Origin of the sequence: Bradyrhizobium sp. CCBAU 45394, assembly GCF_028128655.1 — a bacterium.
Classification (GTDB): domain Bacteria; phylum Pseudomonadota; class Alphaproteobacteria; order Rhizobiales; family Xanthobacteraceae; genus Bradyrhizobium; species Bradyrhizobium diazoefficiens.
The window spans coordinates 115,275-138,469 of sequence record NZ_LBIX01000173.1 but is presented as its reverse complement, the minus strand read 5'-3'; the positions used below and the strand labels follow the sequence as shown (position 1 = coordinate 138,469).

The window sequence follows — 23,195 nt, the reverse complement described above, 5'->3', positions numbered from 1 at the left end:
CGCTGTCATGCCCCGGCTTGACCGGGGCATCCAGTACACTGCGGCTTCTCGGCTCATCCACAATCGCCTCGGCGTACTGGATCGCCCGGTCAAGCCGGGCGATGACAGCAGTGGGGGCGGCGGCCGCGCAGCGCCGCGCGGCTCGCACCTCAGGATGACGGAACAGGCGGCAGCCCCTGACCCGCCCCAAACAGCACTGACATTCGCCGAAATCGGCACTACCTAATCGTACAGAATGGCTTTTCCCCCTTCCCCCTTCGCCTCCGAGCGCGCACCCGGCGCGGGCGTCACTGCGGTGCTCGGGCCGACCAACACCGGCAAGACCCATCTCGCCATTGAGCGGATGCTCGCGCATCCCTCCGGCATGATCGGCTTGCCGCTGCGCCTGCTCGCGCGCGAGGTCTATAACAAGATCGCCGATCGCAAGGGCGTGGAGAGCGTCGCGCTGATCACCGGCGAGGAGAAGATCAAGCCGAAGAACCCGCGCTACTGGGTTTCCACCGTCGAGGCGATGCCTAGGGATCTCGACGTCTCCTTCCTCGCCGTGGACGAGGTCCAGATCGCCTCCGATCTCGAACGCGGCCACGTCTTCACCGACCGCATCCTCAACCGTCGCGGCCGCGACGAGACGCTGCTGCTGGGTGCTGCGACCATGCGCCCGATCATCGAGCGGCTCCTGCCCGGCGTGTCCATGATCACGCGGCCGCGGCTGTCGCAGCTGGAATTCGCCGGCGATCGCAAGATCACCCGCCAGCCGCGGCGCACCGCCATCGTCGCGTTCTCGGCGGATGAAGTCTACGCCATCGCCGAGCTGATCCGCCGCCAGCATGGCGGCGCCGCCGTTGTTCTCGGCTCGCTGTCGCCACGCACACGCAATGCGCAGGTCGCGATGTTCCAGAACGGCGACGTCGATTATCTCGTCGCCACCGATGCCGTCGGCATGGGCCTCAATCTCGACGTCGACCACGTCGCCTTCGCCTCCGACCGCAAGTTCGACGGCTACCAGTTCCGCCGGCTCACCCCGTCCGAATTCGCGCAGATCGCCGGCCGTGCCGGCCGCGCCACGCGGAATGGAACGTTCGGCACCACCGGCCGCTGTGCGCCGTTCGAGCCTGAGCTCGTCAATGCGCTCCAGAACCACACCTTCGACAGCGTGAAGATGCTGCAATGGCGCAATTCGAAGCTGGATTTCTCCTCGCTCGGCGCGCTCCAGGTGTCGCTGAACCTCTCCCCCGGCCATGAGGCGCTGACGCGCGCGCCGATCGCCGAGGACATGCGCGTGCTCGACCACGTCGCCCGCGACGCCGATGTGCGCGATTCCGCACATGGCAAGCTGGCCGTGGAGCGGCTGTGGGAGGCCTGCCAGGTCCCCGATTACCGAAAACTGTCGCCGGCGGCCCATGGCGAGCTCGTGACCACGCTGTACGGCTTCCTGATGCAGAAGGGCCGCATTCCAGATGCCTGGTTCGCGGCCCAGGTCGACCAGGCCGACCGCATCGACGGCGATATCGACACGCTGTCGGGCCGGATCGCGCAGATTCGCACCTGGACATTCGTCGCCAACCGGCCGGACTGGCTCGCCGACCCCGAACACTGGCAGGGGATTACGCGGGAGGTCGAAAATAAATTGTCGGATGCGCTCCATGAACGCTTGACTGAGCGTTTCGTTGATCGCCGGACCAGTGTATTGATGCGCCGCCTGCGGGAGAACACGAGCTTGAATACTGAAATCGGCAAGACCGGCGAAGTCATCGTCGAAGGCCATGTCATCGGCCGTCTCGATGGCTTCACCTTTGCACCGGATGCGGCGGAAGCCGGCTCCGATGCGAAAGCCTTGCAGGCTGCGGCCCAAGCGGTGCTCGCCGGCGAGATCAACGCGCGCGCCGAAAAGCTGGGCAACGCGCCGGACGAGCAGTTCGTGCTGACCTCGGAAGGCACCATCCGCTGGACCGGCGACGCCGTGGCGCGACTGTCCGCCGCAGAGGACGCGCTGCATCCGCGCATCCGCATCATCTCGGACGAGCGCCTGACCGGCAGCCCGCGCGAGAAGGTGCAGGCGCGGCTCGACCTCTGGCTCAAGACGCATATCGAAAAGCTGCTCGGGCCGATGTTCGAGCTCTCCAAGGCCGAGGACGTCACCGGCATTGCCCGCGGCATCGCCTATCAGCTCGTCGAGGCGCTCGGCGTGCTCGAACGTCCCAGGATCGCCAACGAGCTGAAGGATCTCGATCAGCCCTCGCGCGCCACTTTACGCAAATACGGCGTCCGCTTCGGCGCCTATCACCTCTATTTCCCCGGCCTCTTGAAGCCCGCCGCGCGTGCGCTGGCCGCGCTGCTGTGGGCGCTGAAGCAGGACAATGTCGATCTGTCCTCGCTCTCGGGCGCGCAGCATCTGGCATCTTCGGGCCGCACTTCGTTCCCGGTCGACAAGGCTCTGCCGCGCGATGCCTATCGCGTGCTCGGCTACAAGCAGGCCGGCGAGCGCGCCGTGCGCGTCGACATCCTGGAGCGCCTTGCCGACCTGATCCGCCCGGCGCTGGCCTGGCGCGAGAACTCGCCCGGCGAAAAGCCCGCCGGCGCGTTCGACGGCCGCAGCTTTATCGTGACCCAGGCGATGACCTCGCTCACGGGCTCGGCGGGCGAAGATTTCGCCTCGGTGCTGCGCGCGCTCGGTTATCGCATGGAGAAGCGCCCGCCGCTGCCGCCGAAGCCTGCGGCGGTCGTTGCTGAAGCGTCCAGCGCAGAGGCTCCCGCCGAGACGCCCGCGACCGAAACACCGATCGAGGGCGCTGGCGCCACAGACACACCGATCGAAGTCGCTGCCGAGGCCGTCACCGTCGAAGACGCGCCCGGCATGGAGCAGCACGACGAGCCCGCGCACGAAGAACCGGCGCTCGCAGCATCGCTAGAGGCGCCCGTCACGCCCGAAGATGCTCCCGGCATCGCGCCGCCGGCCGAAGAGGCGGCTGTGCCCACCGAGGCTGCCGGCCTTGAAGCCGCGCCCGCTGAAGCTGCCGCTGTCGAAGCTGCTGCATCGCCCGATGCCGCAGCACCTGTCGAGGCCGCTGCCGCGCCCGCCGAGCCGGAGCTCGTCGAGGTCTGGCGTCCCGGCGGCCGTCACGAGGATCGCAAGCCGCGCCACGAGCGCCATCGCCATCAGCGTCATCATCAGCCGCGTCCGCAGGCGGGCGCCGAGGCGGGTGCTGCGCCCGCCGAAGGCGAGGCCGCGCAAGCCGCCGACGGCGAGAAGCGCGGCGAGCGTCATCGCCATGGCGGGCATCGGAAAGATTTCCGCAAAGGCCGCGAAGGCGGTGCCGACGGCGCGCCGCGTCCCGAGGGGCGCGACGACAAGAACCGCAGCTTCCAGGGCAAGGATCGCGACAAGGATCGCGATCGCAACAAGGGCAAGTTCGGCGGCGATCGCGACAAGGGTCGCGACAATCGTGGCCGCGACCGCGACAAGGGCCGTGATCGCCAAGGCGGGCCGTCGCTGCGTCCCTACGCCTCGAGCGCGAACCCGCGCGAGCGCGATCGGCCGGTCGATCCCAATTCGCCCTTCGCAAAGCTCGCTGCGCTGAAGGAGCAGCTCGCGGGGCGCAAGGAGTAGCCTACGACCGAGCGGCAGCGCATCGACAAATGGCTGTGGCACGCGCGGGTGGTGAAGGCGCGCACCTCCGCGGCTGAACTCGTCGAGTCCGGCCATGTCCGCGTCAACGGCACGCGCGAGACCTCGCCCGGTCATGCGATCAAGGTCGGCGACGTGCTCACCATCGCGCTCGACCGCACCGTGCGCGTGTTGAAAGTGATAGCCTTCAACGAGCGCCGCGGCGATGCCGCCTCGGCGCGCGTGCTCTACGAGGAGCTCGGCGAAGGAAAGCGCAATTAATTGCGCTTTGAATTCATTTCTTGGTCGATCAATCGCGCAAAGCCGTCATGATCGGCCGTCCCCGACCTTGCGGCGCCGGGCCATCCGCGCTACGCAAGCCGCGACTTTTAAAAGAGCTTTTCGGAGCGTTGGATGACTTACGTCGTCACTGAAAACTGCATCAAGTGCAAGTACACCGACTGCGTCGAGGTCTGCCCGGTCGACTGCTTCTACGAGGGTGACAACATGCTCGTCATCCATCCTGACGAATGCATCGACTGCGGTGTGTGCGAGCCGGAATGCCCCGCCGACGCCATCAAGCCGGACACGGAACCGGGCTTGGAAAAGTGGCTTTCGGTCAACGCCGATTACGCCAAGAGCTGGCCGAACATCACCCAGAAGAAAGAATCACCCGCCGACGCCAAGGAATTCGACGGTATGGAGGGCAAGTTCGAGAAATATTTTTCTCCGAACCCCGGCTCCGGAGACTAATTCGGACCCAAACTTAACCCTAATACCTTCGTTCGCGCCGAAAACCAGGCCTAAAGACCCCTAAATCATTGATTTTTGCGGGAAATGTGCTATATTGGGCACATTAAGCCGAACCCCGTCAGCCCCGTTGGCCCCTCTGGGTTCCCGTGAAACCAAATGTCGAACAGGGGCGTGGCAGTTTCCGCGCGCAGGCTGTGTCACAGAAAACGCGTAAAAAGAGTACTTCAGCGAGGGCTTCCCATAAGGAGGCCAAAAAAGTCGCCGCGGCCAGCCGTAGCGCATCCAAGGGTCGGACCGCGACTAAGGCGCCGGCTGCAAAGTCCTCGAAGAACAAAAGAAGCGCAATGCCTAACAAGACTGCCAAACCGGCCGCGAAAGCGACCGTTGCCAAGCCTGCTGCTGCTAAGGTTCCCGCTGCCAAGCCCGCTGCGCCGAAGGCCTCTGTTGCTGCTCCTGCCAAGGCTCCTGTCGCTGCCAAGCCGGCCGTGAAGCCGGCGGCTGCTGCGCCGAAGGTCGAGGAAAAGAAGGTCGTGACCCAGCGCCAGGGCTTCAAGGCCAACGAATTCGTCGTCTATCCCGCTCACGGCGTCGGCCAGATCCTGGCCATCGAGGAGCAGGAGATCGCCGGTGCGAAGCTCGAGCTGTTCGTCATCAACTTCATCAAGGACAAGATGACGCTGCGCGTTCCGACCGCCAAGGTCGCGAACGTCGGCATGCGCAAGCTGTCCGAGCCCGCGCTGGTGAAGAAGGCGCTGGAAACGCTCAAGGGCCGCGCCCGCGTCAAGCGCACTATGTGGTCGCGCCGCGCCCAGGAATACGAAGCGAAGATCAATTCGGGCGATATCGTCGCGATCGCGGAAGTCGTGCGCGACCTCTATCGCTCCGAGTCGCAGCCCGAGCAGTCCTACAGCGAACGCCAGCTCTATGAAGCGGCGCTCGATCGTCTGTCCCGCGAGATCGCGGTGGTGCAGCACTCGACCGAGACCGAAGCGGTCAAGGAGATCGAGGCCCAGCTCGCCAAGAGCCCGCGCCGCAACGCCAAGGCGGAAGCCACCGAGGGCGAGGCGGATGCCGAGGGCGATGCCGACGATACCGATGGCGACGACACCACCGTCGCCGACGAGGCGGCGTAAGCGCCACGTCGCGTCGATCGCAACAGATCAAAAGCCCGGCCTTGCGGCCGGGCTTTTTGTTTGGGGGCAGGGTCATACCAAGCGTCGTCCTGGCGAAGGCTAGGACCCATTACCCCAGGTTTGAGTTGCTGCGACGGCTCGGAGTTACAGCCTTCGTCAAACCGCAGCCTGTGGTGATGGGTCCTGGATCGGCGCTCGCTTTGCTCGCTGGTCCAGGACGACGAGGAGAAGTAGGCCTTGCCTCATTTCACCGGCCGCTTTTCCAGCTTCCTCGCCAGCGTCCGCCGGTGCATGCCGAGCCGCCTCGCCGCCTCCGAAATATTGAAATCCGTCTCGATCAGGGTCTGGTGGATGCGTTCCCATTCCAGCGTCTTGATCGATGTCGGCCGCGCATCGAGCGCGACTTCGGCATTGCCTTCGGCCTTGTTGAAGGCGGCCTCGATGTCGTCGGTGTTCGACGGCTTGGCCAGATAGTGGCAGGCGCCGAGCTTGATCGCCTCGACGGCAGTCGAGATGCTGGCAAAGCCGGTTAGCACCACGATCAGCATCTCCTCGTCGTGCGTGTGCAGCAGCTCGACGCAAGCCAAGCCCGAAGCGCCGCCGAGCTTGAGATCGACCACGGCGTGGCCGAAGGATCGCTCCTCCAGCACTTTCCGCACCTCCTCGATCGAACCGGCGAGCACGACATCGTAGCCGCGGCGCTCGAACGAGCGTTTCAGCGTGCGCGCAAAGCCTTCATCGTCCTCGACGACGATGAGCGAACGGTCAGGCGTCAAAGCTGCCTCCGATCGCGAGCGTTGCGAGGGGCAGGGTCAGGCGGACGGTGGCGCCGCGCTTCCTGTGGTTCTCGGCGGTTACGCTGCCCCCGAGCTTGCGCACAACGTTGACCACCAGGAACAGGCCGAGCCCGCCGCCGGCGCGGCCCTTGCTGGAGTGATAGGGCTTGCCGAGCTGCGCCAGCATCTCCGGCGCAAAGCCCGGGCCGCGGTCGCTGATCGACAGCACGAGATTGTCGCCCTCGCGCTCGGCCAGAAGCTCGACCCAGTCGCGCGAGACCTCATAGGCGTTGTCGAGCACGTTGAAGATCACCTGCTTCAGCGCGACGTCCGAGGCGATCGCGACGTCCTCGCCGAACGTGTTGACGAAATAAAGCGTGCGCGCCGAACGGGCGTTGCGCCACTCATCGACCAGTGCGGTGACGAAGGCCGTCACCGTCGTCGGCGAGGAACCTTCACCGCGCGCTTCGCCCGCCGACACCAGGATGCCCGTCACGATCGACTTGCAGCGTTGCAGCGAGGTCTCCATCTCCGCGAGATCCTCGGCGAGTTCCTGATCGGCGGCGAGATCCGGCATGCGGCGCCAATCGCTGAGGATCACCGAGAGCGAGGCCAGCGGGGTGCCGAGCTCGTGCGCTGCACCCGATGCTAGCAGGCCCATGCGGACGATGTGGTCCTGCTCGGCCGCATGCTGGCGCAGCGCCGCCAGATGCGCGTCGCGCTCGCGCAGGTTTCTGTTGATGCGGGTGACGAACACGACCAGCAGCACGGCGTTGAGCACGAAGCCCAACAGCATGCCGGCCACGGTGAGGCTGTAGGCCTCGCTGATCGGGTTCGGCGGCAGGTCGAGCGGCCGGTACGCCAATGTCAGCCAGACAAAGCTGGCGCAGGTCAGCGCCACCAGCGACCAGGTCGAGCGCGCATCGAGCAGCACCGCGCCCAGCGTCACCTGGAGCAGGAATAACGAGGTGAACGGATTGGTGGCGCCGCCACTGAGATAGAGCTGCGCGGTCAGCGCGGCGACGTCGAGCATCAAGGCGACCAGCAGCTCGTTGCTGGAGATCGCGGCGCGATGGCGCACCCAGACCAGGCTCGAGACGTTGAGCAGCACCAGCGCGCCGATCACGGCGCCCATCCGCTCCAGCGGCAGGGGGATGCCGAGCCAGAAATGCACGCCGCCGATGGTCACGATCTGGCCGACCACCGCGGTCCAGCGCAGCTGGATCAGCAACGCCATGTTCTTGCGGTTGGTCTCGTCGTCGGTCGGCGCGGCGCCGATCAGCTCGCTGCGCGCGTCCGCCTGCGATTGCAGCGTGACGGCGAGCTCGCCAAACGCCTGGGGAGGCGTTCTTCCGTCGTCAGGTCTGTTCGACGATCGTTCCAGCATCTGATCCCGTCCTGCGGGCGGCAGCATCGGAGCCGCCGGCCGGTTCGTGGACGAAGCGCCCGCGGCGGAACAGCCCGCCGCCGAATGTGACGAAAAGTTTACCGGCCAGCATGAACGCCAGGGCAAACCACGTCAGCGCGTAGATCAGGTGGTTATTGGGAAAGCGGATCACGGTCAATCCGCCGATGGGGCCCTCGATGGGGCCTTGGGCGGTTTGTGATCCGGCATCGGCATCGACGAAAAAGGGTGCGACATCGTGGAGGCCGCGCGCCGCCGCAATCGCGGCGACATCCCGCGAGTACCAGCGGTTGTGCTGGGGCACGTTGTTGCGGAGGAAGCCGCCTTTTGGCTCCGTCATGCGCAGCAGGCCGGTGATCTCGACCTCGCTGTCCGGATTGCCGTTCCGGCGCGTCGATGCCTCGCGCCGCTCGGGCGGCACGAAGCCGCGATTGATCAGGACCTGGGTGCCATCGTCGCGCTTGAGAGGCGTCAGCACCCAATAGCCGGGGCCTTCCTCGGTGACGGCCTGAACCAGCGTCTCGCGGTCATGCAGGAAGCGGCCGGCGACGGTGACATGCCTGTATTCGTCGCTTGCGGCGGAGACCGCAGGCCACGAAGCGGGCGAGGGGATCGGCTGGGCCGGGGCATGGACGCGCTGCTCGACGCGGTCGATCAACGCCAGCTTCCAGGCGCGGCGCTCGATCTGCCAGACGCCGAGCGCGATCAGAGCGGCAAAGGCCGTGAGCGAGAGGACCGTGAGCCAGAAGGACGGGCGCGCAGCCTTACGGCGCGCCCGTCCTGCCTTGCTCGTCACGGTCCCCAATTCGCTCACTTCATTCCGCTCATCTGGTGGATCGGCATCATGTTGCTGTTGAGGTGGTTCATCACCCACAGCGAGCCGGACAGCGCGATCACCACCATGACGATGGTGAAGATCAGCGCCATCATGCTCCAGCCGTTCTCGGATTTCGTGTTCATGTGCAGGAAGTAGATCATGTGCACGACAATCTGCACGACCGCGAAGGCCATGATGACCAGCGCGGTGATCTGCTTGCTCGGCAGTGTGCCGCTCATCACCAGCCAGAACGGGATCGCGGTGAGCACGACCGAGAGCACGAAGCCGAGCATGTAGCCCGAGAACGTGCTGTGGGCGTGGCCGTCGTCGTGGTGATGGTCGCCCGCGTGAGCGGCGTGGGTATCGGTGTTCATCGCAGAACTCCCAGGAGATAGACGAAGGTGAAGACGCCGATCCAGACCACGTCGAGGAAGTGCCAGAACATCGACAGGCACATCAGGCGGCGGCGGTTGGCTTCGATCAGGCCGAACTTCCAGACCTGCACCATCAACGTGACCAGCCAGATCAGGCCGCAGCTGACGTGCAGGCCGTGGGTGCCGACCAGGGTGAAGAAGGCGGACAGGAAGGCGCTGCGCTGGGGCGTTGCGCCTTCATGGATCATGTGGGCGAACTCGGTCAGCTCGATGCCGATGAAGGCGGCGCCGAACAGGCCGGTGATCGCCAGCCACATCTGCGTCTGCGCGATCTTGTTCTGCTGCATCGTCAACATCGCGAAGCCGTAGGTGATCGACGACAGCAGCAGCATCGAGGTGTTCACCGCGACCAGGTCGAGGTCGAACAGGTCCTTCGGCGCGGGGCCGGCGGCGTAGTTGGCGCCGAGCACGCCGAAGGCGGCGAACAGCATCGCGAAGATGAGGCAGTCGCTCATCAGGTAGATCCAGAAGCCGAGCGAGGTGCTGTAGCCTTCCGGATGCGGGTGTTCGTCGGCGAGATAGAAGACCGGCTCGCCGGTTTGCGAGGGATTGACAGCGACAGTCATTTACTTGGCTCCGGCGAGCAGTTTGGTGCGCGCGTCCTCGGTCCGGATGACGTCGTCAGCCGGAATGTCGAAGTCGCGGTGATAGTTGAAGGTGTGACCGATCCCGACGGCGAGCATCGCGATGAAGCTCGCGGCGGCCAGCCACCAGATGTACCAGATCAGGCCGAATCCCATCGCGGTTGCCAAGCCGGCGAGGATGATTCCGGTGCCGGTGCTGCTCGGCATGTGGATCGGCTTGAACCCGATGAGCGGACGCTGGTAGCCGCGCTTCTTCATGTCCCACCACGCGTCATTGTCGTGAACGACGGGGGTGAAGGCGAAGTTGTAGTCCGGCGGGGGCGAGGAGGTCGCCCATTCCAGCGTGCGCGCGTCCCAGGGATCGCCGGTGACGTCCTTGAGCTGCTCGCGCTTGAGGAAGCTGACCGCGAACTGCATCAGCATGCTGAGAATGCCGAGGAAGACGAGGCCGGCGCCGATCGCGGCGATGACGAACCAGATCTGCAAGGACGGATCGTCGAACACGCGCAGGCGGCGGGTCACGCCCATCAGGCCGAGCACATAGAGCGGCATGAAGGCGAGGTAGAAGCCGACGACCCAGAACCAGAACGACAGCTTGCCCCAGAACACATCGAGCTTGAAGCCGAACGCCTTCGGGAACCAGTAGTTGATGCCGGCAAAGGCGCCGAACACCACGCCGCCGATGATCACGTTGTGGAAGTGCGCGATCAGGAACAGGCTGTTGTGCAGCACGAAGTCGGCCGGCGGCACCGCCAGCAGAACGCCGGTCATGCCGCCGAGCACGAAGGTCAGCATGAAGGCGATCGTCCACATCATCGGCAGCTCGTAGCGGATGCGGCCGCGATACATCGTGAACAGCCAGTTGAACATCTTCGCGCCCGTCGGGATCGAGATGATCATCGTGGTGATGCCGAAGAACGAGTTCACGCTGGCGCCCGAGCCCATCGTGAAGAAGTGGTGCAGCCAGACCAGGTACGACAGGATGGTGATGACGACCGTGGCGTAGACCATCGACGTGTAGCCGAACAGGCGCTTGCCGGAGAAGGTCGAGGTCACTTCCGAGAAGATGCCGAAGGCGGGGAGAACCAGGATGTAGACCTCGGGATGGCCCCAGATCCAGATCAGGTTCACGTACATCATCGGGCTGCCGCCGAAATCGTTCGTGAAGAAGTTGGTGCCGACGTAGCGATCGAGCGAGAGCAGCGCGAGCACGACCGTCAGAACCGGGAAGGAGGCGACGATCAGGATGTTGGTGCAGAGCGAGGTCCAGGTGAATACCGGCATCTTCATCATGGTCATGCCGGGGCACCGCAGCTTGACGATGGTGCAGATCAGGTTGATGCCGGATAACGTCGTTCCGACGCCGGCGACCTGCAGCGCCCAGATGTAATAGTCGACGCCGACATCAGGGCTGTAGCCGATGTTCGACAGCGGCGGATAGGCGAGCCAGCCGGTGCGGGCGAACTCACCGATGAACAGCGAGGCCATCACCAGCACCGCGCCGCCAACCGTCATCCAGAAGCTGAAATTGTTCAGGAACGGGAACGACACGTCGCGCGCGCCGATCTGGAGCGGAACGACGTAGTTCATCAGGCCCGTGACCAGCGGCATCGCCACGAAGAAGATCATGATCACGCCGTGGGCGGTGAAGACCTGGTCGTAGTGATGGGCGTTGAGATAGCCTTCGGAGCCACCGAACGCGAGCATCTGCTGGCCGCGCATCATCAGCGCGTCGGCGAAGCCGCGCAGCAGCATCACGATGCCGAGGATCATGTACATGATGCCGATGCGCTTGTGGTCCACCGTGGTGAACCATTCGCGCCAGAGGTAGCCCCAGAGACGGAAATAGGTGAGGCCGCCGAGCAGCGTGGCGCCGCCGAGCGCGACCACCACGAAGGTGCCGACGACGATCGGCTCGTGCAGTGGCAGTGACTCGAGGCCGAGCCGGCCGAAGATGAGCTTGAGAAGATCAGGAGACATGCGAGCTCTCTTTAGGAGTCTGACTTCGGACGCTGTCCGAGGAAGAAGGACGAGGACTTGAGCGGCGTGAAGGTCGGCCGCTTCAGGCCCGCGCCGAGCAGCGGCGCGGTGTCGGCCGGCGCCTTGATCGACGCGGTGGTCTGGCCCTGCGGCGCATCCGGCGTGCAGGTGCCGGCGACGAAGGTCGGCTCGGGCCCGAGCGCGGTGCCGCGACGGGCGTACTTGTCGTAGGCGAGCGGCAGGGTGTTGTTCAGGCCCTCATGGCCGCGGCCACCCTTGGCGTCGATCGCCATCATCTCGCTCTGGCACATCTTGCCGGTCTCGACGCACATGTTGAGGATCAGGCGGTAGAGATCGGAATCGATGGTGCCGTAGCGCCGCACCGGCTCGTTCTGGCTCGGCTTTTCGAGCTGGAGATATTCGGCGCGGCCGAGCGAGCCGCCGGCGGACTTGGCGCTGGCGATCCAGGCGTCAAAGCCCTTGTCGTCGAGGCCCTGGAAGTCGAAGTGCATGCCGGAGAAGCCGGCGCCGCTGTAGTTCGCCGAGAAGCCCTTGTAGGTGCCGGTGTGGTTCACGACGGCGTGGAGCTTGGTCTCCATGCCCGGCATCGCGTAGATCTGGCCGGCGAGCGCGGGGATGTAGAACGAGTTCATCACCGAGGAGGCGGTGATGCGGAAGTTGATCGGGCGATCGACCGGCGCGGCCAGGTCATTGACGGTGGCGATGCCGTAGTCCGGATAGATGAAGAGCCACTTCCAGTCGAGCGCGACGACGTCGACCTCGAGCGGGGCCTTGGACTGGTCCACGGCGCGGTCGGCATGGATGCGGCCGAGCGTGCGATAGGGGTCGAGCAGATGCGTGCCCATCCAGGTCAGCGCGCCCAGGCAAATGATGATCAGCAGTGGCGCCGACCAGATCACCAGCTCGAGCTTGGTCGAGTGATCCCAATCCGGCTCGTAGCGGGCCGAGGTGTTGGACTGGCGGTAGCGCCAGGCGAACAGCACCGTCAGTGCCATCACGGGGACGACGATCAGGAGCATCAGGACGGTGGAGATGATGACGAGGTCGCGCTGCTGGGCAGCGATGTCGCCGGCTGGCGCCAGCACGACGTAGTTGCAGCCACTGAGCGCGGCTGCCAGGGGTAGCAGCGCCAGGATCTTGAGACGGGACACGGGCCGAGCCTTTGAGAATGAGTTTCCTTTGCGGGGCCAACGGGTAGCTGCGGCGCAACAATCCGGACATTGGACAATTTGTCCAATGTTGCAGTGCGGAATGTTGGGCCAGACAGGCCCGGATTGCCTGGCGCCCCGCCGGGCGGTCGGCTTTGGTTTTCAGGACGTTAAGGGCGCACGAATGGCGACGGCACAGACCCCTGCAATGGCAGACCTCCACTCGGGCGAGCACGGCCACGACCAGGCCAGTCCCGGCGAGATCGCCATCGGCGTCATCATCGGCCGCACCTCGGAATTCTTCGACTTCTTCGTCTACGCGATCGCCTCGGTGATCGTGTTCCCGCGCCTGGTGTTTCCGTTCACCAGCGAACTGACCGGCACGCTCTATTCCTTCATGATTTTCGCGCTGGCCTTCATGGCCCGGCCGATCGGAACCGTCATTTTCATGACGGTCGACCGTGAGTACGGCAAGACGGCCAAGCTGGTCTCGGCGCTGTTCCTGCTCGGCACCGCCACCGTGGCGCTCGCGTTCCTGCCCGGCTATTCCGAGATTGGCGTTGCGGCGATCTGGCTGCTGGCGCTGGCGCGTATCGCGCAGGGTCTGGCCTGGGGCGGCGCCTGGGACGGCATGGCCTCGCTGCTGGCGCTGAACGCCCCGCCCTCCAAGCGCGGCTGGTACGCGATGGTGCCGCAGCTCGGGGCCCCGCTCGGGCTGATCGTGGCGAGCGCGCTGTTCGCCTATTTCGCCGGCAACCTCTCGGCCGACGATTTCTTCGACTGGGGCTGGCGCTATCCGTTCTTCGTCGCCTTCGCCATCAACGTCGTGGCGCTGTTCGCGCGCCTGCGCATGGTGACGACGGAAGAATACGCGACGCTGTTCGAGACCCGTGAATTGCAGCCCGCGCGCATCTCCGAGACGGTCGCGCGCGAAGGCCAGAACATCATGCTCGGCGCATTCGCGCCGCTGGCGAGCTTTGCGCTGTTCCACATGGTCACGGTGTTTCCGCTGTCCTGGGTGTTCCTGTTCACCCGCGAAAGCCCGGTGCGCTTCCTGATCATCGAGATCGTCGCCGCCGTGTTCGGCGTCGCCGCGATCGTGGCCTCCGGCATCATCGCCGACCGCGTCGGCCGCAAGTCGCTGCTGATGGGATCGGCGATCGCGATCGCGGTCTACAGCGGCTTCGCTCCGCAGCTGCTCGACGCCGGCGCGTTCGGCGAGACCATCTACATGGTGATCGGCTTCATCCTGCTCGGCCTGTCGTTCGGCCAGTCCTCGGGCGCGATCGCTTCGAACTTCAAGCAGGCGTATCGCTACACGGCCTCGGCGCTGACCTCCGACATGGCTTGGCTGTTCGGCGCCGGCTTCGCGCCGCTGGTCGCGCTGTTGCTCGCCACAAATCTCGGCGTCATCGCCTCGGGTGCGTATCTGCTCTCGGGCGCGTTCTGGACGCTGCTCGCGCTCTGGCTCAGCGGCCAGCGCGAGGCGGGCGACATGGACGCGGGCGCTTAGTCAAGCGCGGAGCTTGTAGGGTGGGCAAAGGCGCATGGCGCCGTGCCCACCTCTCTCAACGATTTCGATCGGAAATGGTGGGCACGCTACGCTTTGCCCACCCTACGGCAGTGTCTTCGTGGCTCCAGATCCCGGGTTCGCGCCAAGCGCCCCGGGATGACGCGCGCTTAGCGCAGCGTCAATCCGCCACGACCTTCACGCGATCCCTCACCTTCACCTGCGCGTTGCGATCGAGGCCGTTGAGCACGCGGAAGCGCTCGGCGGGGTGATCGACGCCGGCCATGCGGTGGGAGAGCGATTCCACGGTGTCGCCGGGCTGCACGGTGATGACCTTGATGCGCAGCGGGCGGGCGGCCTGGATCTCGTCGAGGGTCAGGCGACGGAACGAGTTGACGGTCTCGCGCGCATTGCGCTCGCTCTCGGTCGACTTCTGCCGTGCCGCGAAGATGAAGCGGTAGACGTCGCTGCCGAAACGCAGCGCATAGACCTTGAACTGCCACTGGTCGCCCTTGGCGGTGGCGGACGCGGCCGGGAAGCCGTTGATGGTGATGTCTTCCGTGGACGCCTTCTCGACGCCTTCCATCCAGCCCGAATTGAGGTAATCGCCGAGCGACTGCTCGGCCGGCACCCGCACCACGTCGAAGCGCATCGCCTGCGAGCCGCCGTCGCGCACGCCGATCACCGCCTGCGCGGTGTTGTCGAGCGTGAAATTGTCCGGCGCCTGGAAGGTGAAGCCGAGCTTCGGATGCAGGAAACGCCGGCCGCGGACAAAGCCCTCGCTCGGGTCTTCGCCATAGACGAGGTTGTCGATCGCGGCGAGATAGCTCTCGCGGTCGCGCTCGCCTCCTTCCGGAGCGACGTATTGCCGCGCGATGGTCTGCGCGTTCTGCACACGCTCCGGGGTTGCCGGATGCGACGAGGTGAAGTCCTGCGCGCGCGGATCCAGCGAGGTCTTGCCGGCCTTGAGCTCGGCATTGCGCTCCATCGCGGAAAGGAAGCGCGCGGCACCGTAGGGATCGAAATGCGCCTTGGCGGAGATGCCGACGCCGATGCCGTCCGCCTCGAACTCCTGGTTGCGCGAAAAGCTCGCCATGGTGAGCTTGGTCTTGGCCAGCGCGAGCGCGGTGAGATCGGGATCGTTGCTCATGTCGGTGACGACACGGGTGACGATCGCGGCCTGGCGCGCCTGGTCCTCGCGCATCGCGGCGTGCTTGGACAGCACATGCGCCATCTCGTGGCTGAGCACGGAGGACAACTCCGACGTATCGCTCGCGAGCGCAAGAAGACCGCGCGTGACATAGAGCTGGCCGTTCGGCAGCGCGAAGGCGTTGACCGCGCCGGAATTGAGAATGGTGACCCGGTAGCCCTGGTCGGGGCGGTCGGAGGCGGCGACGAGCCGGTCGACGGTCTTGGTGACCAGCGATTCGAGCCTCGGGTCGTCATAGGTGCCGCCATAGCTCGCCAGGATGCGCTCGTGCTCCTTTTCGGTGGCGGGGGTCTGCGCGACGGCTGGCTTCGGCTTGGGCATCGCGACCGTCGGCGGGGCCGCCGCGGCCTGGAACCGGTTCATGTCGCCGCAACCGGCGAGCGCCGTGCCCAGCAAAAGGCATAGCACGGCCGGCGCAGCCCGAAGGCGGCGGCCTTCACCCGTCCAGTGCTGTTCTAGCACCCCATTCACGTCGCTTAACCCGTGCCCGGCCCGTTTAAGGCCTTACCCCTGCCGGCTCGTTTGCACCCAGCAACTCGACCTGTCCAACGAGGCGCACATCGATACGCGGCCCCGTATTCCCCTCAACCCAGCCCCGGACTCGAATACGTCGATTTCCCAGGGACTTAAGGGCTATCCCGGCGGTTTCGAACGCCGGTGATGCGCGCCTTGAAATAGTCACGGCAAAGCCGCGTGTCCAGTTCCGTCCGAAGTTGAGGTAGGTCATTGCCCCAGCTTGCCGGACCGACAGGACTTTGCCCTCGACCACCACAAAACGCCCGATCCCGGCCAAAATATCGTCCGGACTTTCCGCGTTTTTTATGGCCGACGGGTCAGCCCAGTTGCCCTTTTTTTGGCGTCGCGCCTCGGCCTCGGACGACATCAGGGCGGCCGCGCAGTCCCCGTCGGCGATCTCGGCGGAGACGATGGCGTCGCCCTGGGCCAGCAGCAGCGCCTGCACCGGGATGTCGCTTTCGCCGATGAAGATCAACCCGCGCTGGCGCCCATAGCGGTCGGGCGTGTCGTCGGCGCTCCGCAGCGTCACGTCGCGGCCGACGAGCAGCGAAGCCAGCGCCTGCTTCGTCGTTGCGGTCGGCTCGATTCCGGTAAGGCGGATCTCGCGGCCGTCGTCCAGACGCACGCTGCGCGCATCGACGATCGCGGCGACGCGGCCATCGCCCTGCGACTCGAACTGGCACGGCGCCGCGAACGCAGTGCGACCCGCGACGAGAAGAAGTGCGACGATGAGGTGAAGCAGTCGCGTCACGTTGCCCGGGAAGGTTGCGTTACGCTCCACTCTTAACTCAAACGAGGCCAACGACGAAGTGCTTCGATCCGATCCAGTGGCCGTGTGACGCTCAGCCATTGCCTCACATGCGTCATTGCGAGCGCAGCGAAGCAATCCAGGACTGTCCCCGCGGTGACAGTCTGATTGCTTCGCTGCGCTCGCAATGACGGTGCGGAAACGTCTTGCGTCATTCCACCATTCCGCTTTGCGGAAAACGCGTGACGATCGCGCGAGCTGCACGCCCCTCGCGCTTGCTGCCCTCCCGCGCATGCGGCATGATTGCGGCAATAGAGATAACCAAGAGCAATAACCAAGCCGCCATCAGAGTACGGCGCGATAAGGGAGGTCTTTTTCGATGATGAGAATTTTGCCGGGCATTTTTGCCGCCGCGTTGGCCCTGAGTGCGAGTGCCGTGCAGGCCGAGGACAAGCCGCCCCTGAAGATCGGCGGCATCCTTGATATGTCGAGCCTCTATGCCGACATCACCGGTCCCGGCAGCGAGACCGCGGCCAAGATGGCCGCTGAGGATTTTGGCGGCGAGGTGCTGGGACGCAAGATCCAGGTGCTGGCGGCCGACCATCTCAACAAGGCGGATCTCTCCGCCAACATCGCCCGCGACATGCTCGACAACCAGGGCGTCGAGATGATCTACGACGTCGCGGCCTCCGCGACCGCGCTTGCGGCGGGCGAGATCGCGAAGGCGCGCAACAAGATCATCATGTTCAACGGCCCGGGCTCGATCCGTCTCACCAACGAGGCCTGCGGTCCCTACACCGTGCACTACGTGTTCGACACCTACGGCCAGGCCAACGTGACCGGCCTTGCGGCCGTGAAGTCGGGCCTCGACACCTGGTTCTTCCTCACCGCCGACTACGCCTTCGGCCAGGATCTGGAGAAGGACACCAGCGCCGTCGTCACCAAGACCGGCGGCAAGGTGCTCGGCGGCGTGCGCCATCCGCTCAACACGTCGGACTTCTCATCCTTCCTGCTCCAGGCGCAGGCTTCCAAGGCCAAGGTGATCGGCCTTGCCAACGCCGGCGGCGACACCGTCAATGCCATCAAGCAGGCGGCCGAGTTCGGCATCACCAAGGGCGGCCAGAAGGTCTCGCCGCTATTGGCCTTCGTGACCGATATCGATTCGATCGGACTGGAGACCGCGCAAGGCCTGCTGCTGGCGGAAGCCTTCTACTGGGACCTTAACGACGACACGCGCGCATTCTCGAAGCGCTTCACCGAGCGCATGAAGCGGCCGCCGACCTCGGCGCAGGCCGGCGTCTATTCGTCCGTGACGCATTACCTGAAAGCCGTGAAGGCGGCGGGCACGACGGATGCGGCTGCGGTCATCAAGGTGATGAAGGAGACGCCGATCAACGATTTCTTCGCCAAGGGTGGCAAGATCCGCGAGGACGGCCGCATGATCCACGACATGTACCTGTTCGAGGTGAAGAAGCCGTCGGAATCCAAGGGCCGCTGGGACGACTACAAGCTGCTCGCCACCGTGCCCGGCAGCGAAGCGTTCCAGTCGCTGGAGCAGTCGCGCTGCCCGCTGGTGAAGAAGTGACGGCGTGACGTAAGTCATGACGTCATCCCGGGGCGCGAAGCGAACCCGGGATCTCGAGGTTCCGGGTTCTCGCTTCGCGAGCCCCGGAACGACAATCTAACGGTCGGCGCGCCCCGGAATGACGAAACAACAAACAACAAGAGGGAGACGTCCCATGAGCAACGACATGGTCCTGCAAAAGCTCGAAGGCGGGCTGCTCACCATCACGATGAATCGCCCCGAACGGAAGAACGCGCTCAACCCGGACATGGTGCGCGGGCTGGTCGAGGCGGCGCGGCGCGCGGCTGACGATCCGGAGGTGCGCGCGGTGCTGTTCAAGGGCGCCGGCGGCTCGTTCTGTGTCGGCGGTGACGTCAAGTCGATGGCGGAGGGCCGCGCGCCGCTGCCGTTCGAGCAGAAGCTTGCGAATCTGCGCCGCGGCATGGAGGTCTCGCGCATCCTGCACCAGATGCCGAAACCCGTGGTGGCGCAGCTCGACGGCGCCGCGGCCGGTGCCGGCCTCTCGATGGCGCTGTCCTGCGATCTGCGCATCGCCTCTGAATCCTGCAAGATCACCACCGCCTTCGCCAAGGTCGGCTTCTCCGGCGATTACGGCGGCACCTATTTCCTGACCCAGCTGCTCGGCAGCGCGCGGGCGCGCGAGCTCTATCTGATGTCGCCGGTGCTCACCGCGAAGGAGGCGCAGGCCATCGGCATGGTGACGAAGGTCGTGCCCGACGCCGAGATCGACACTGCCGCCCACGAGCTCGCGCTGTCGTTGGCGCAGGGCCCCTCGATCGCGCTCGGCTTCATCAAGCGCAACATCAACAATGCCGAGCATCTGGCGCTGGAAGACTGCTTCGACGGCGAGGCGATCCATCACACCCGCTGCGGCGACACCGAGGACCACAAGGAGGCCGCAAAGGCCTTCGTCGAGAAGCGCAAGCCGACCTTCAAGGGCGCATGATCATGGCGCCCTATGTGCGCTTGCGACAGATCTGCCTGGTCGCGCCGCAGCTCGCGCCCGTGATCTCCGACATCGCGGAGATCATGGGCCTCGCCGTCTGCTACCGCGACGGCAATGTCGCAAAATACGGCCTGGAGAACGCGTTGCTCCCGGTCGACACGATCCTGCTGGAGGTGGTCGCACCCGTCAAGGACGGCACCACCGCCGGCCGCTTCATCGAGAAGACCGGCGGCCGCGGCGGCTACATGGCGATCTTCTGCTGCAACGATCCGGACGAGCGCGGCCGCAACGCCAACGCGCTCGGCGTGCGCACAGCGAACGTGATCGACCACGCGCCGTATCACGGCGTGCAGCTCCATCCGCGCGACTGCCGCGCGGCCTTCATCGAGTTCAACCACACCAAAGGCAGCGACGACATTCTGGGGCCGTATCCGCCGGCGGGACCGGACTGGCAGAAATTCATCCGCAAGGATGTGACGCAGGCGTTGACAGCGGTGGAGATGCAGAGCCCGGATCCAGCGGGGCTGGCGGAGCACTGGGGCGGGATCATCGGGGTTGCGCCGAGCGATGCCGAGCTGAGGCTGCCCAACGCAACTTTTCGTTTCGTGAAGGGGCCTAGCGAGATCATGAGCGCGCTGGAGTTTCGGGTCGCTGATGTTGCGAGTGTGCTGCACGCGGCGAGGGCGAAAGGCCACGCGGTGGCTGGCAACGAGTTCTTGCTGGGCGGAGTGACGTTCCGGCTCAATGCGTGAGCGAGCAGCTTGTTCAGTCGTCATGCCCGGGCTTTTCCCGGGCATCCACGTTCTTGATCGTCGGTGCCAGAGGCGAGGCGTGGATGGCCGGGACAAGCCCGGCCATGACGGAGAGAATGAGCTAGAACAAGAAAAAGGACTCGCCTCCCAATGTCCCATCCGCTCGACAGCTTCTTTTCGCCCGCCAGCATCGCGCTGATCGGCGCCTCGCGCGATCATGAGAAGATTCCCGGGCGGCTGCTCGCGATGCTGCGCAAGAACGAGTATCCCGGAAAGATCTATCCGGTGAACCCGAACTACGCCGAGATCGACGGGCTCGCCTGCTACAAGTCGATCGCGGAGATCGGTGCGCCGATCGATCTCGCCGTCGTCATCATTCCCGCCCGTGCCGTGCTGCCTGCGCTCGAGCAATGCGCCGTCGCCGGCGTCAGGAACGCCGTCATCATCTCCTCCGGCTTTGCGGAGGAGGGCGGCGACAGTGCGGCGATGCAGGATGCGATCGCGGCGCTGGCCAAGCGCACGGGCATGCGGATCTCCGGCCCCAACGCGGAGGGCTTTTTCAGCCAGATGCAGCGCGTGGCGGCGACGTTCAGCCCGGCCGTGGACGTCAAGCCGGGTGTGGTGCCGCTCGTCGCCACGCAAAGACGAATCGGCATCGTCGCGCAGAGCGGCGGCATCGGCTTTGCCTATTATCACCGCGCCCGGGCGCTCGGTGTCGCCGTGAGCTACGTCGTCAGCGCCGGCAACGAATCCGATCTCGGCGCCGGCGAATTCCTCGATTACCTAGTGCAGGATTCCTCGACCGACGTGATCCTGCTGTTCATCGAAGGCATCCGCGACGTTGACAAGTTTCTTACGGCGGCGCGCCGCGCCGCGGAGGTGAAGAAGCCCGTCATCGTCACGAAAGTCGGCCGCTCCGGCGCAGGCCAGCGCGCCGCGGCCTCGCATACCGCGAGCATGGCCGGCTGGTCGGCGGCGTATGACGCGGTGTTCGCGAAATACGGCTTCATCGTCTCCAACGATCTCGACGAGGCGCTGACGATTGCCGCCGTGCTGGCTAGCAACCCGTTGCCGAAGGGCGATCGCGTTGCGGTGGTCACGGTCTCCGGCGGCGCCGGCATCTGGGGCGCGGATGCGGTGGCGCTGCGGGGCTTGCAGGTGCCGGAATTGTCCGAACCGGTCCAGGCGGAGATCAAGACGCTGATGCCGTCCTACGGCACCGCGCGCAATCCGATCGACGTCACCGCGCAGGGCGTCACGTCGGGCGGTCTCCAGAAGAGCGTCGATCTGCTCACGGCCTCGGACGAGGTCGACGCGATCCTGGTCGTGCTGTCGCTGTCGAGCGAGATGCGCAAGCCCTTCAGGGAGGAGGAGCTGACGCCGGTGCTGGCGGCGCAGCACAAGCCGGTGCTGTTCTATTCCTACACGGTGCCGTCCGACTTCGCACGGCGCGAGCTTGCCAAATCCGGCGTCGTCGTGCTCTCCGGCCTGTCCCATGCCGGCGTCGCGATGCGGCAACTCGTGGATTACGCCCGTTTCGAGCTACCGAAGCCCGCGGACGAGGCGCGGTTGCCGTCGCGCGATCTCTCCGCGCATCTGACCTCGCCGGTTCTGTCAGAGGCCGACAGCAAGGCGTTGCTGCGCGCCGCCGGCATCGCGCTGCCGGACGAAGTGCTGGTGAAGGACAAGGCCGGGCTCGATGAAGCGGTCGCCCGCGTCGGCTTCCCGCTGGTGATGAAGATCCAGTCGCCCGACATCGCGCACAAGAGCGAGATCGGCGGCGTGCGCGTCAACATCGCCGCCAAGGGCGAGGTGTTTCTGGCGTTCGAGGCGCTGCTGGGCAATGCGCGCAAGCACCGGCCGGAGGCGGTGATCCAGGGCGTGCTGGTCGGCCCGATGGCGAAGCAGGGCGTCGAGATCATCGTCGGCACGATGACGGACGAGACCTTTGGCCCGATGGTGATGGTGGGTCTCGGTGGGATCACCACCGAGCTGTTCCGTGACGTCGCCTATCGCCCGGCGCCCGTGAGTGCGGAGGAGACGGGCGCGATGCTCAAGGGATTGAAGGCGGCGCCATTGCTGAACGGTTTTCGCGGAGCGGCGAAGGCCGACGTTGCGGCGCTGTCGCAATTGATCGCGGACGTCTCCGTGCTCGCCGCGCGGCATGCGAGGGACATCGCGGAGATCGAGCTCAACCCGGTGCTGGTGCACGCCGAAGGGCAGGGCGTGACGATCGTGGATGCGCTGGTGGTGGGGCGGAAGTAGGCAGCCAAATTACCAGTGTCGTCCCGGCGCAGGCCGGGACCCATAACCACAGGAAGCAGTTTGGCGAAGATTCGTGGTTACCAGTCTCGCGCCATAACCTCTCCCTGGGGTTATGGGTCCCGGCCTGCGCCGGGACGACAGGAGAGTTTGTGGAAGCGCCCGAATGATGCGGCGAGAGGCAATCACCGCCCCCTGAAATTCGCCGCGCGCCGTTCTTCCGTCGCCTTCACACCCTCCTTGAAATCTTCCGTCGCGCGCAGGCGGGTCTGCTCGGCGAGCTCGTGGTTGGTGGCGGCCATGACGCGGTCGGCGAGGCTGGCGCGCATCGTCGCGCGCGTCGACAGCAGGCCGAGCGGCGAGCACTCGGCGATCTCGCCGGCGAGCTTCATCGCGGCCGACTTCACCTGGTCTTGCGGCACCAGCTCGTTTGCGAGGCCCCATTTGACCGCTTCTTCGCCGGTGACGCGGCGGCTGGTGTAGAACATCAGCTCGGCGTTGTTCTTGCCGATCAGCTCCGGCAGCGTCACGGTCAGGCCGAAGCCGGGGTGGAAGCCGAGTTTTGTAAAGTTCGCGGAGAAGCGTGCTTCGGGGCAGGTGACGCGGAAGTCCGCGGACACCGCAAGGCCCAGGCCGCCGCCGATCGCCGCGCCCTGCACGGCGGCGACGATCGGCTTCTTGGCGCGGAAGATGCGCACGGCCTGGATGTAGAGATGGCTGATCGGGCCAAGGTTGTCGGCCGGGTCGCTCTTCTTCTCGGCCGCGCGCGCTTCCTGGGCTTGTCGCGCAGGGTCGCCAAAATTGGCGCCGGCGCAGAACGCCTTGCCCTGCGCCGAGAGCACCGAGGCGCGGATCTCGATGTCGCGGTCGAACTCGTCGAGCGCGTCCGCGATCTGGTTGATCAGCGAGATGTCGAAGAAGTTGAGCGGCGGACGGCGGATCTCGATGGTGCCGACGTGCCCGACCTTCTCGACGCCGATATCTGTATACGTGCTCATGATGGTCCTCGAT

At 65.5% G+C, this 23,195-nt stretch carries 19 protein-coding genes; 9 read left to right on the top strand and 10 right to left on the bottom strand.

The features are described 5' to 3' along the window. Positions 1-235 precede the first annotated feature (235 nt). From WN73_RS32055 to WN73_RS32040, 4 genes are all read left to right on the top strand, one after another. Positions 236-3,607, top strand: coding sequence for a helicase-related protein (locus tag WN73_RS32055; protein ID WP_271556235.1), 3,372 nt, complete (start codon positions 236-238; stop codon positions 3,605-3,607). 21 nt (positions 3,608-3,628) lie between these two features. Continuing rightward, the gene (locus WN73_RS32050) at positions 3,629-3,886 is read left to right on the top strand and encodes an RNA-binding S4 domain-containing protein (protein WP_074076385.1); all 258 of its coding nucleotides are present in this window, start codon (positions 3,629-3,631) and stop codon (positions 3,884-3,886) included. Positions 3,887-4,018: 132 nt separating this feature from the next. Continuing rightward, positions 4,019-4,357 carry a ferredoxin FdxA gene (fdxA, locus tag WN73_RS32045; protein ID WP_011082989.1) on the top strand — a complete coding sequence of 113 codons (339 nt, stop codon included), beginning with the start codon at positions 4,019-4,021 and terminating at the stop codon, positions 4,355-4,357. Positions 4,358-4,701: 344 nt separating this feature from the next. Then, positions 4,702-5,490, top strand: a complete 789-nt coding sequence (locus WN73_RS32040) for a CarD family transcriptional regulator (RefSeq protein WP_161532582.1) — start codon at positions 4,702-4,704, stop codon at positions 5,488-5,490. 242 nt (positions 5,491-5,732) lie between these two features. On the opposite strand, the gene WN73_RS32035 is transcribed toward WN73_RS32040, so the two are convergent. Genes WN73_RS32035 through cyoA form a run of 7 tightly spaced genes read right to left on the bottom strand, consistent with a single transcriptional unit; the run spans position 5,733 to position 12,658 of the window. Beyond that, positions 5,733-6,266: a response regulator transcription factor gene (locus WN73_RS32035; RefSeq protein WP_011082987.1), complete on the bottom strand. Its 534-nt coding sequence runs from the start codon at positions 6,264-6,266 to the stop codon at positions 5,733-5,735. Further along, the gene (locus tag WN73_RS32030) at positions 6,256-7,653 is read right to left on the bottom strand and encodes an ATP-binding protein (protein WP_028175152.1); all 1,398 of its coding nucleotides are present in this window, start codon (positions 7,651-7,653) and stop codon (positions 6,256-6,258) included. Before WN73_RS32030 ends, WN73_RS32035 begins: the two co-directional genes overlap by 11 nt. Beyond that, a complete protein-coding gene (locus WN73_RS32025; RefSeq protein WP_028175151.1) occupies positions 7,625-8,485 on the bottom strand; it encodes an SURF1 family protein in 861 nt (286 codons plus the stop codon). Before WN73_RS32025 ends, WN73_RS32030 begins: the two co-directional genes overlap by 29 nt. Next, a complete protein-coding gene (gene cyoD / locus WN73_RS32020) occupies positions 8,482-8,862 on the bottom strand; it encodes a cytochrome o ubiquinol oxidase subunit IV (RefSeq protein WP_011082984.1) in 381 nt (126 codons plus the stop codon). The genes WN73_RS32025 and cyoD overlap by 4 nt, the downstream gene beginning before the upstream one ends. Continuing rightward, positions 8,859-9,488: a cytochrome o ubiquinol oxidase subunit III gene (cyoC, locus tag WN73_RS32015; RefSeq protein WP_011082983.1), complete on the bottom strand. Its 630-nt coding sequence runs from the start codon at positions 9,486-9,488 to the stop codon at positions 8,859-8,861. Before cyoC ends, cyoD begins: the two co-directional genes overlap by 4 nt. Next, complete coding sequence (cyoB, locus tag WN73_RS32010) at positions 9,489-11,486, bottom strand: cytochrome o ubiquinol oxidase subunit I (protein ID WP_028175150.1); 1,998 nt, start codon at positions 11,484-11,486, stop codon at positions 9,489-9,491. 11 nt (positions 11,487-11,497) lie between these two features. Then, positions 11,498-12,658 (bottom strand): ubiquinol oxidase subunit II, encoded by a 1,161-nt coding sequence (cyoA, locus tag WN73_RS32005; RefSeq protein WP_028175149.1) that lies wholly within the window; start codon positions 12,656-12,658, stop codon positions 11,498-11,500. A gap of 181 nt (positions 12,659-12,839) precedes the next feature. Here cyoA and WN73_RS32000 point away from each other — a divergent pair, with 181 nt between their 5' ends. Then, entirely contained in the window at positions 12,840-14,168 is a 1,329-nt protein-coding gene (locus WN73_RS32000; RefSeq protein ID WP_028175148.1) for an MFS transporter, read from the top strand. Positions 14,169-14,346: 178 nt separating this feature from the next. Here WN73_RS32000 and WN73_RS31995 read toward each other — a convergent pair whose 3' ends face one another. Then, entirely contained in the window at positions 14,347-15,738 is a 1,392-nt protein-coding gene (locus WN73_RS31995; protein ID WP_271556234.1) for a M48 family metalloprotease, read from the bottom strand. Positions 15,739-15,871: 133 nt separating this feature from the next. Next, positions 15,872-16,672, bottom strand: a complete 801-nt coding sequence (locus WN73_RS31990; protein ID WP_442868820.1) for a thermonuclease family protein — start codon at positions 16,670-16,672, stop codon at positions 15,872-15,874. 346 nt (positions 16,673-17,018) lie between these two features. On the opposite strand from WN73_RS31990, the gene WN73_RS31985 reads away from it, so the two are divergent. The 4 genes from WN73_RS31985 to WN73_RS31970 all read left to right on the top strand — a co-directional run bounded on the left by WN73_RS31985 (position 17,019) and on the right by WN73_RS31970 (position 22,187). Beyond that, on the top strand, positions 17,019-18,224 hold the full coding sequence (locus WN73_RS31985; protein WP_271556232.1) for an ABC transporter substrate-binding protein: 1,206 nt from the start codon (positions 17,019-17,021) through the stop codon (positions 18,222-18,224). A gap of 154 nt (positions 18,225-18,378) precedes the next feature. Continuing rightward, the gene (locus WN73_RS31980) at positions 18,379-19,170 is read left to right on the top strand and encodes an enoyl-CoA hydratase (protein WP_011082975.1); all 792 of its coding nucleotides are present in this window, start codon (positions 18,379-18,381) and stop codon (positions 19,168-19,170) included. A 2-nt stretch (positions 19,171-19,172) separates the two neighbouring features. Continuing rightward, positions 19,173-19,922, top strand: a complete 750-nt coding sequence (locus tag WN73_RS31975) for a hypothetical protein (RefSeq protein ID WP_271556355.1) — start codon at positions 19,173-19,175, stop codon at positions 19,920-19,922. A 150-nt stretch (positions 19,923-20,072) separates the two neighbouring features. Then, positions 20,073-22,187 carry an acetate--CoA ligase family protein gene (locus tag WN73_RS31970; protein WP_271556231.1) on the top strand — a complete coding sequence of 705 codons (2,115 nt, stop codon included), beginning with the start codon at positions 20,073-20,075 and terminating at the stop codon, positions 22,185-22,187. A 182-nt stretch (positions 22,188-22,369) separates the two neighbouring features. On the opposite strand, the gene WN73_RS31965 is transcribed toward WN73_RS31970, so the two are convergent. Then, the gene (locus WN73_RS31965; RefSeq protein ID WP_271556230.1) at positions 22,370-23,182 is read right to left on the bottom strand and encodes an enoyl-CoA hydratase/isomerase family protein; all 813 of its coding nucleotides are present in this window, start codon (positions 23,180-23,182) and stop codon (positions 22,370-22,372) included. Positions 23,183-23,195: the final 13 nt, after the last annotated feature.

What these genes read in the sequence shown, in the direction of transcription:
- WN73_RS31985 (WP_271556232.1), top strand. Translation starts at nt 17,019, where the DNA reads ATGATGAGAATTTTGCCGGGCATTTTTGCCGCCGCGTTGGCCCTGAGT.
- fdxA (WP_011082989.1), top strand. Translation starts at nt 4,019, where the DNA reads ATGACTTACGTCGTCACTGAAAACTGCATCAAGTGCAAGTACACCGAC.
- WN73_RS32055 (WP_271556235.1), top strand. Translation starts at nt 236, where the DNA reads ATGGCTTTTCCCCCTTCCCCCTTCGCCTCCGAGCGCGCACCCGGCGCG.
- WN73_RS31975 (WP_271556355.1), top strand. Translation starts at nt 19,173, where the DNA reads ATGGCGCCCTATGTGCGCTTGCGACAGATCTGCCTGGTCGCGCCGCAG.
- cyoB (WP_028175150.1), bottom strand. Translation starts at nt 11,486, where the DNA reads ATGTCTCCTGATCTTCTCAAGCTCATCTTCGGCCGGCTCGGCCTCGAG.
- WN73_RS31970 (WP_271556231.1), top strand. Translation starts at nt 20,073, where the DNA reads ATGTCCCATCCGCTCGACAGCTTCTTTTCGCCCGCCAGCATCGCGCTG.
- WN73_RS32030 (WP_028175152.1), bottom strand. Translation starts at nt 7,653, where the DNA reads ATGCTGGAACGATCGTCGAACAGACCTGACGACGGAAGAACGCCTCCC.
- WN73_RS32040 (WP_161532582.1), top strand. Translation starts at nt 4,702, where the DNA reads ATGCCTAACAAGACTGCCAAACCGGCCGCGAAAGCGACCGTTGCCAAG.
- WN73_RS32000 (WP_028175148.1), top strand. Translation starts at nt 12,840, where the DNA reads ATGGCGACGGCACAGACCCCTGCAATGGCAGACCTCCACTCGGGCGAG.
- WN73_RS31995 (WP_271556234.1), bottom strand. Translation starts at nt 15,738, where the DNA reads ATGAACCGGTTCCAGGCCGCGGCGGCCCCGCCGACGGTCGCGATGCCC.
- cyoC (WP_011082983.1), bottom strand. Translation starts at nt 9,488, where the DNA reads ATGACTGTCGCTGTCAATCCCTCGCAAACCGGCGAGCCGGTCTTCTAT.
- WN73_RS31980 (WP_011082975.1), top strand. Translation starts at nt 18,379, where the DNA reads ATGAGCAACGACATGGTCCTGCAAAAGCTCGAAGGCGGGCTGCTCACC.
- cyoD (WP_011082984.1), bottom strand. Translation starts at nt 8,862, where the DNA reads ATGAACACCGATACCCACGCCGCTCACGCGGGCGACCATCACCACGAC.
- WN73_RS31965 (WP_271556230.1), bottom strand. Translation starts at nt 23,182, where the DNA reads ATGAGCACGTATACAGATATCGGCGTCGAGAAGGTCGGGCACGTCGGC.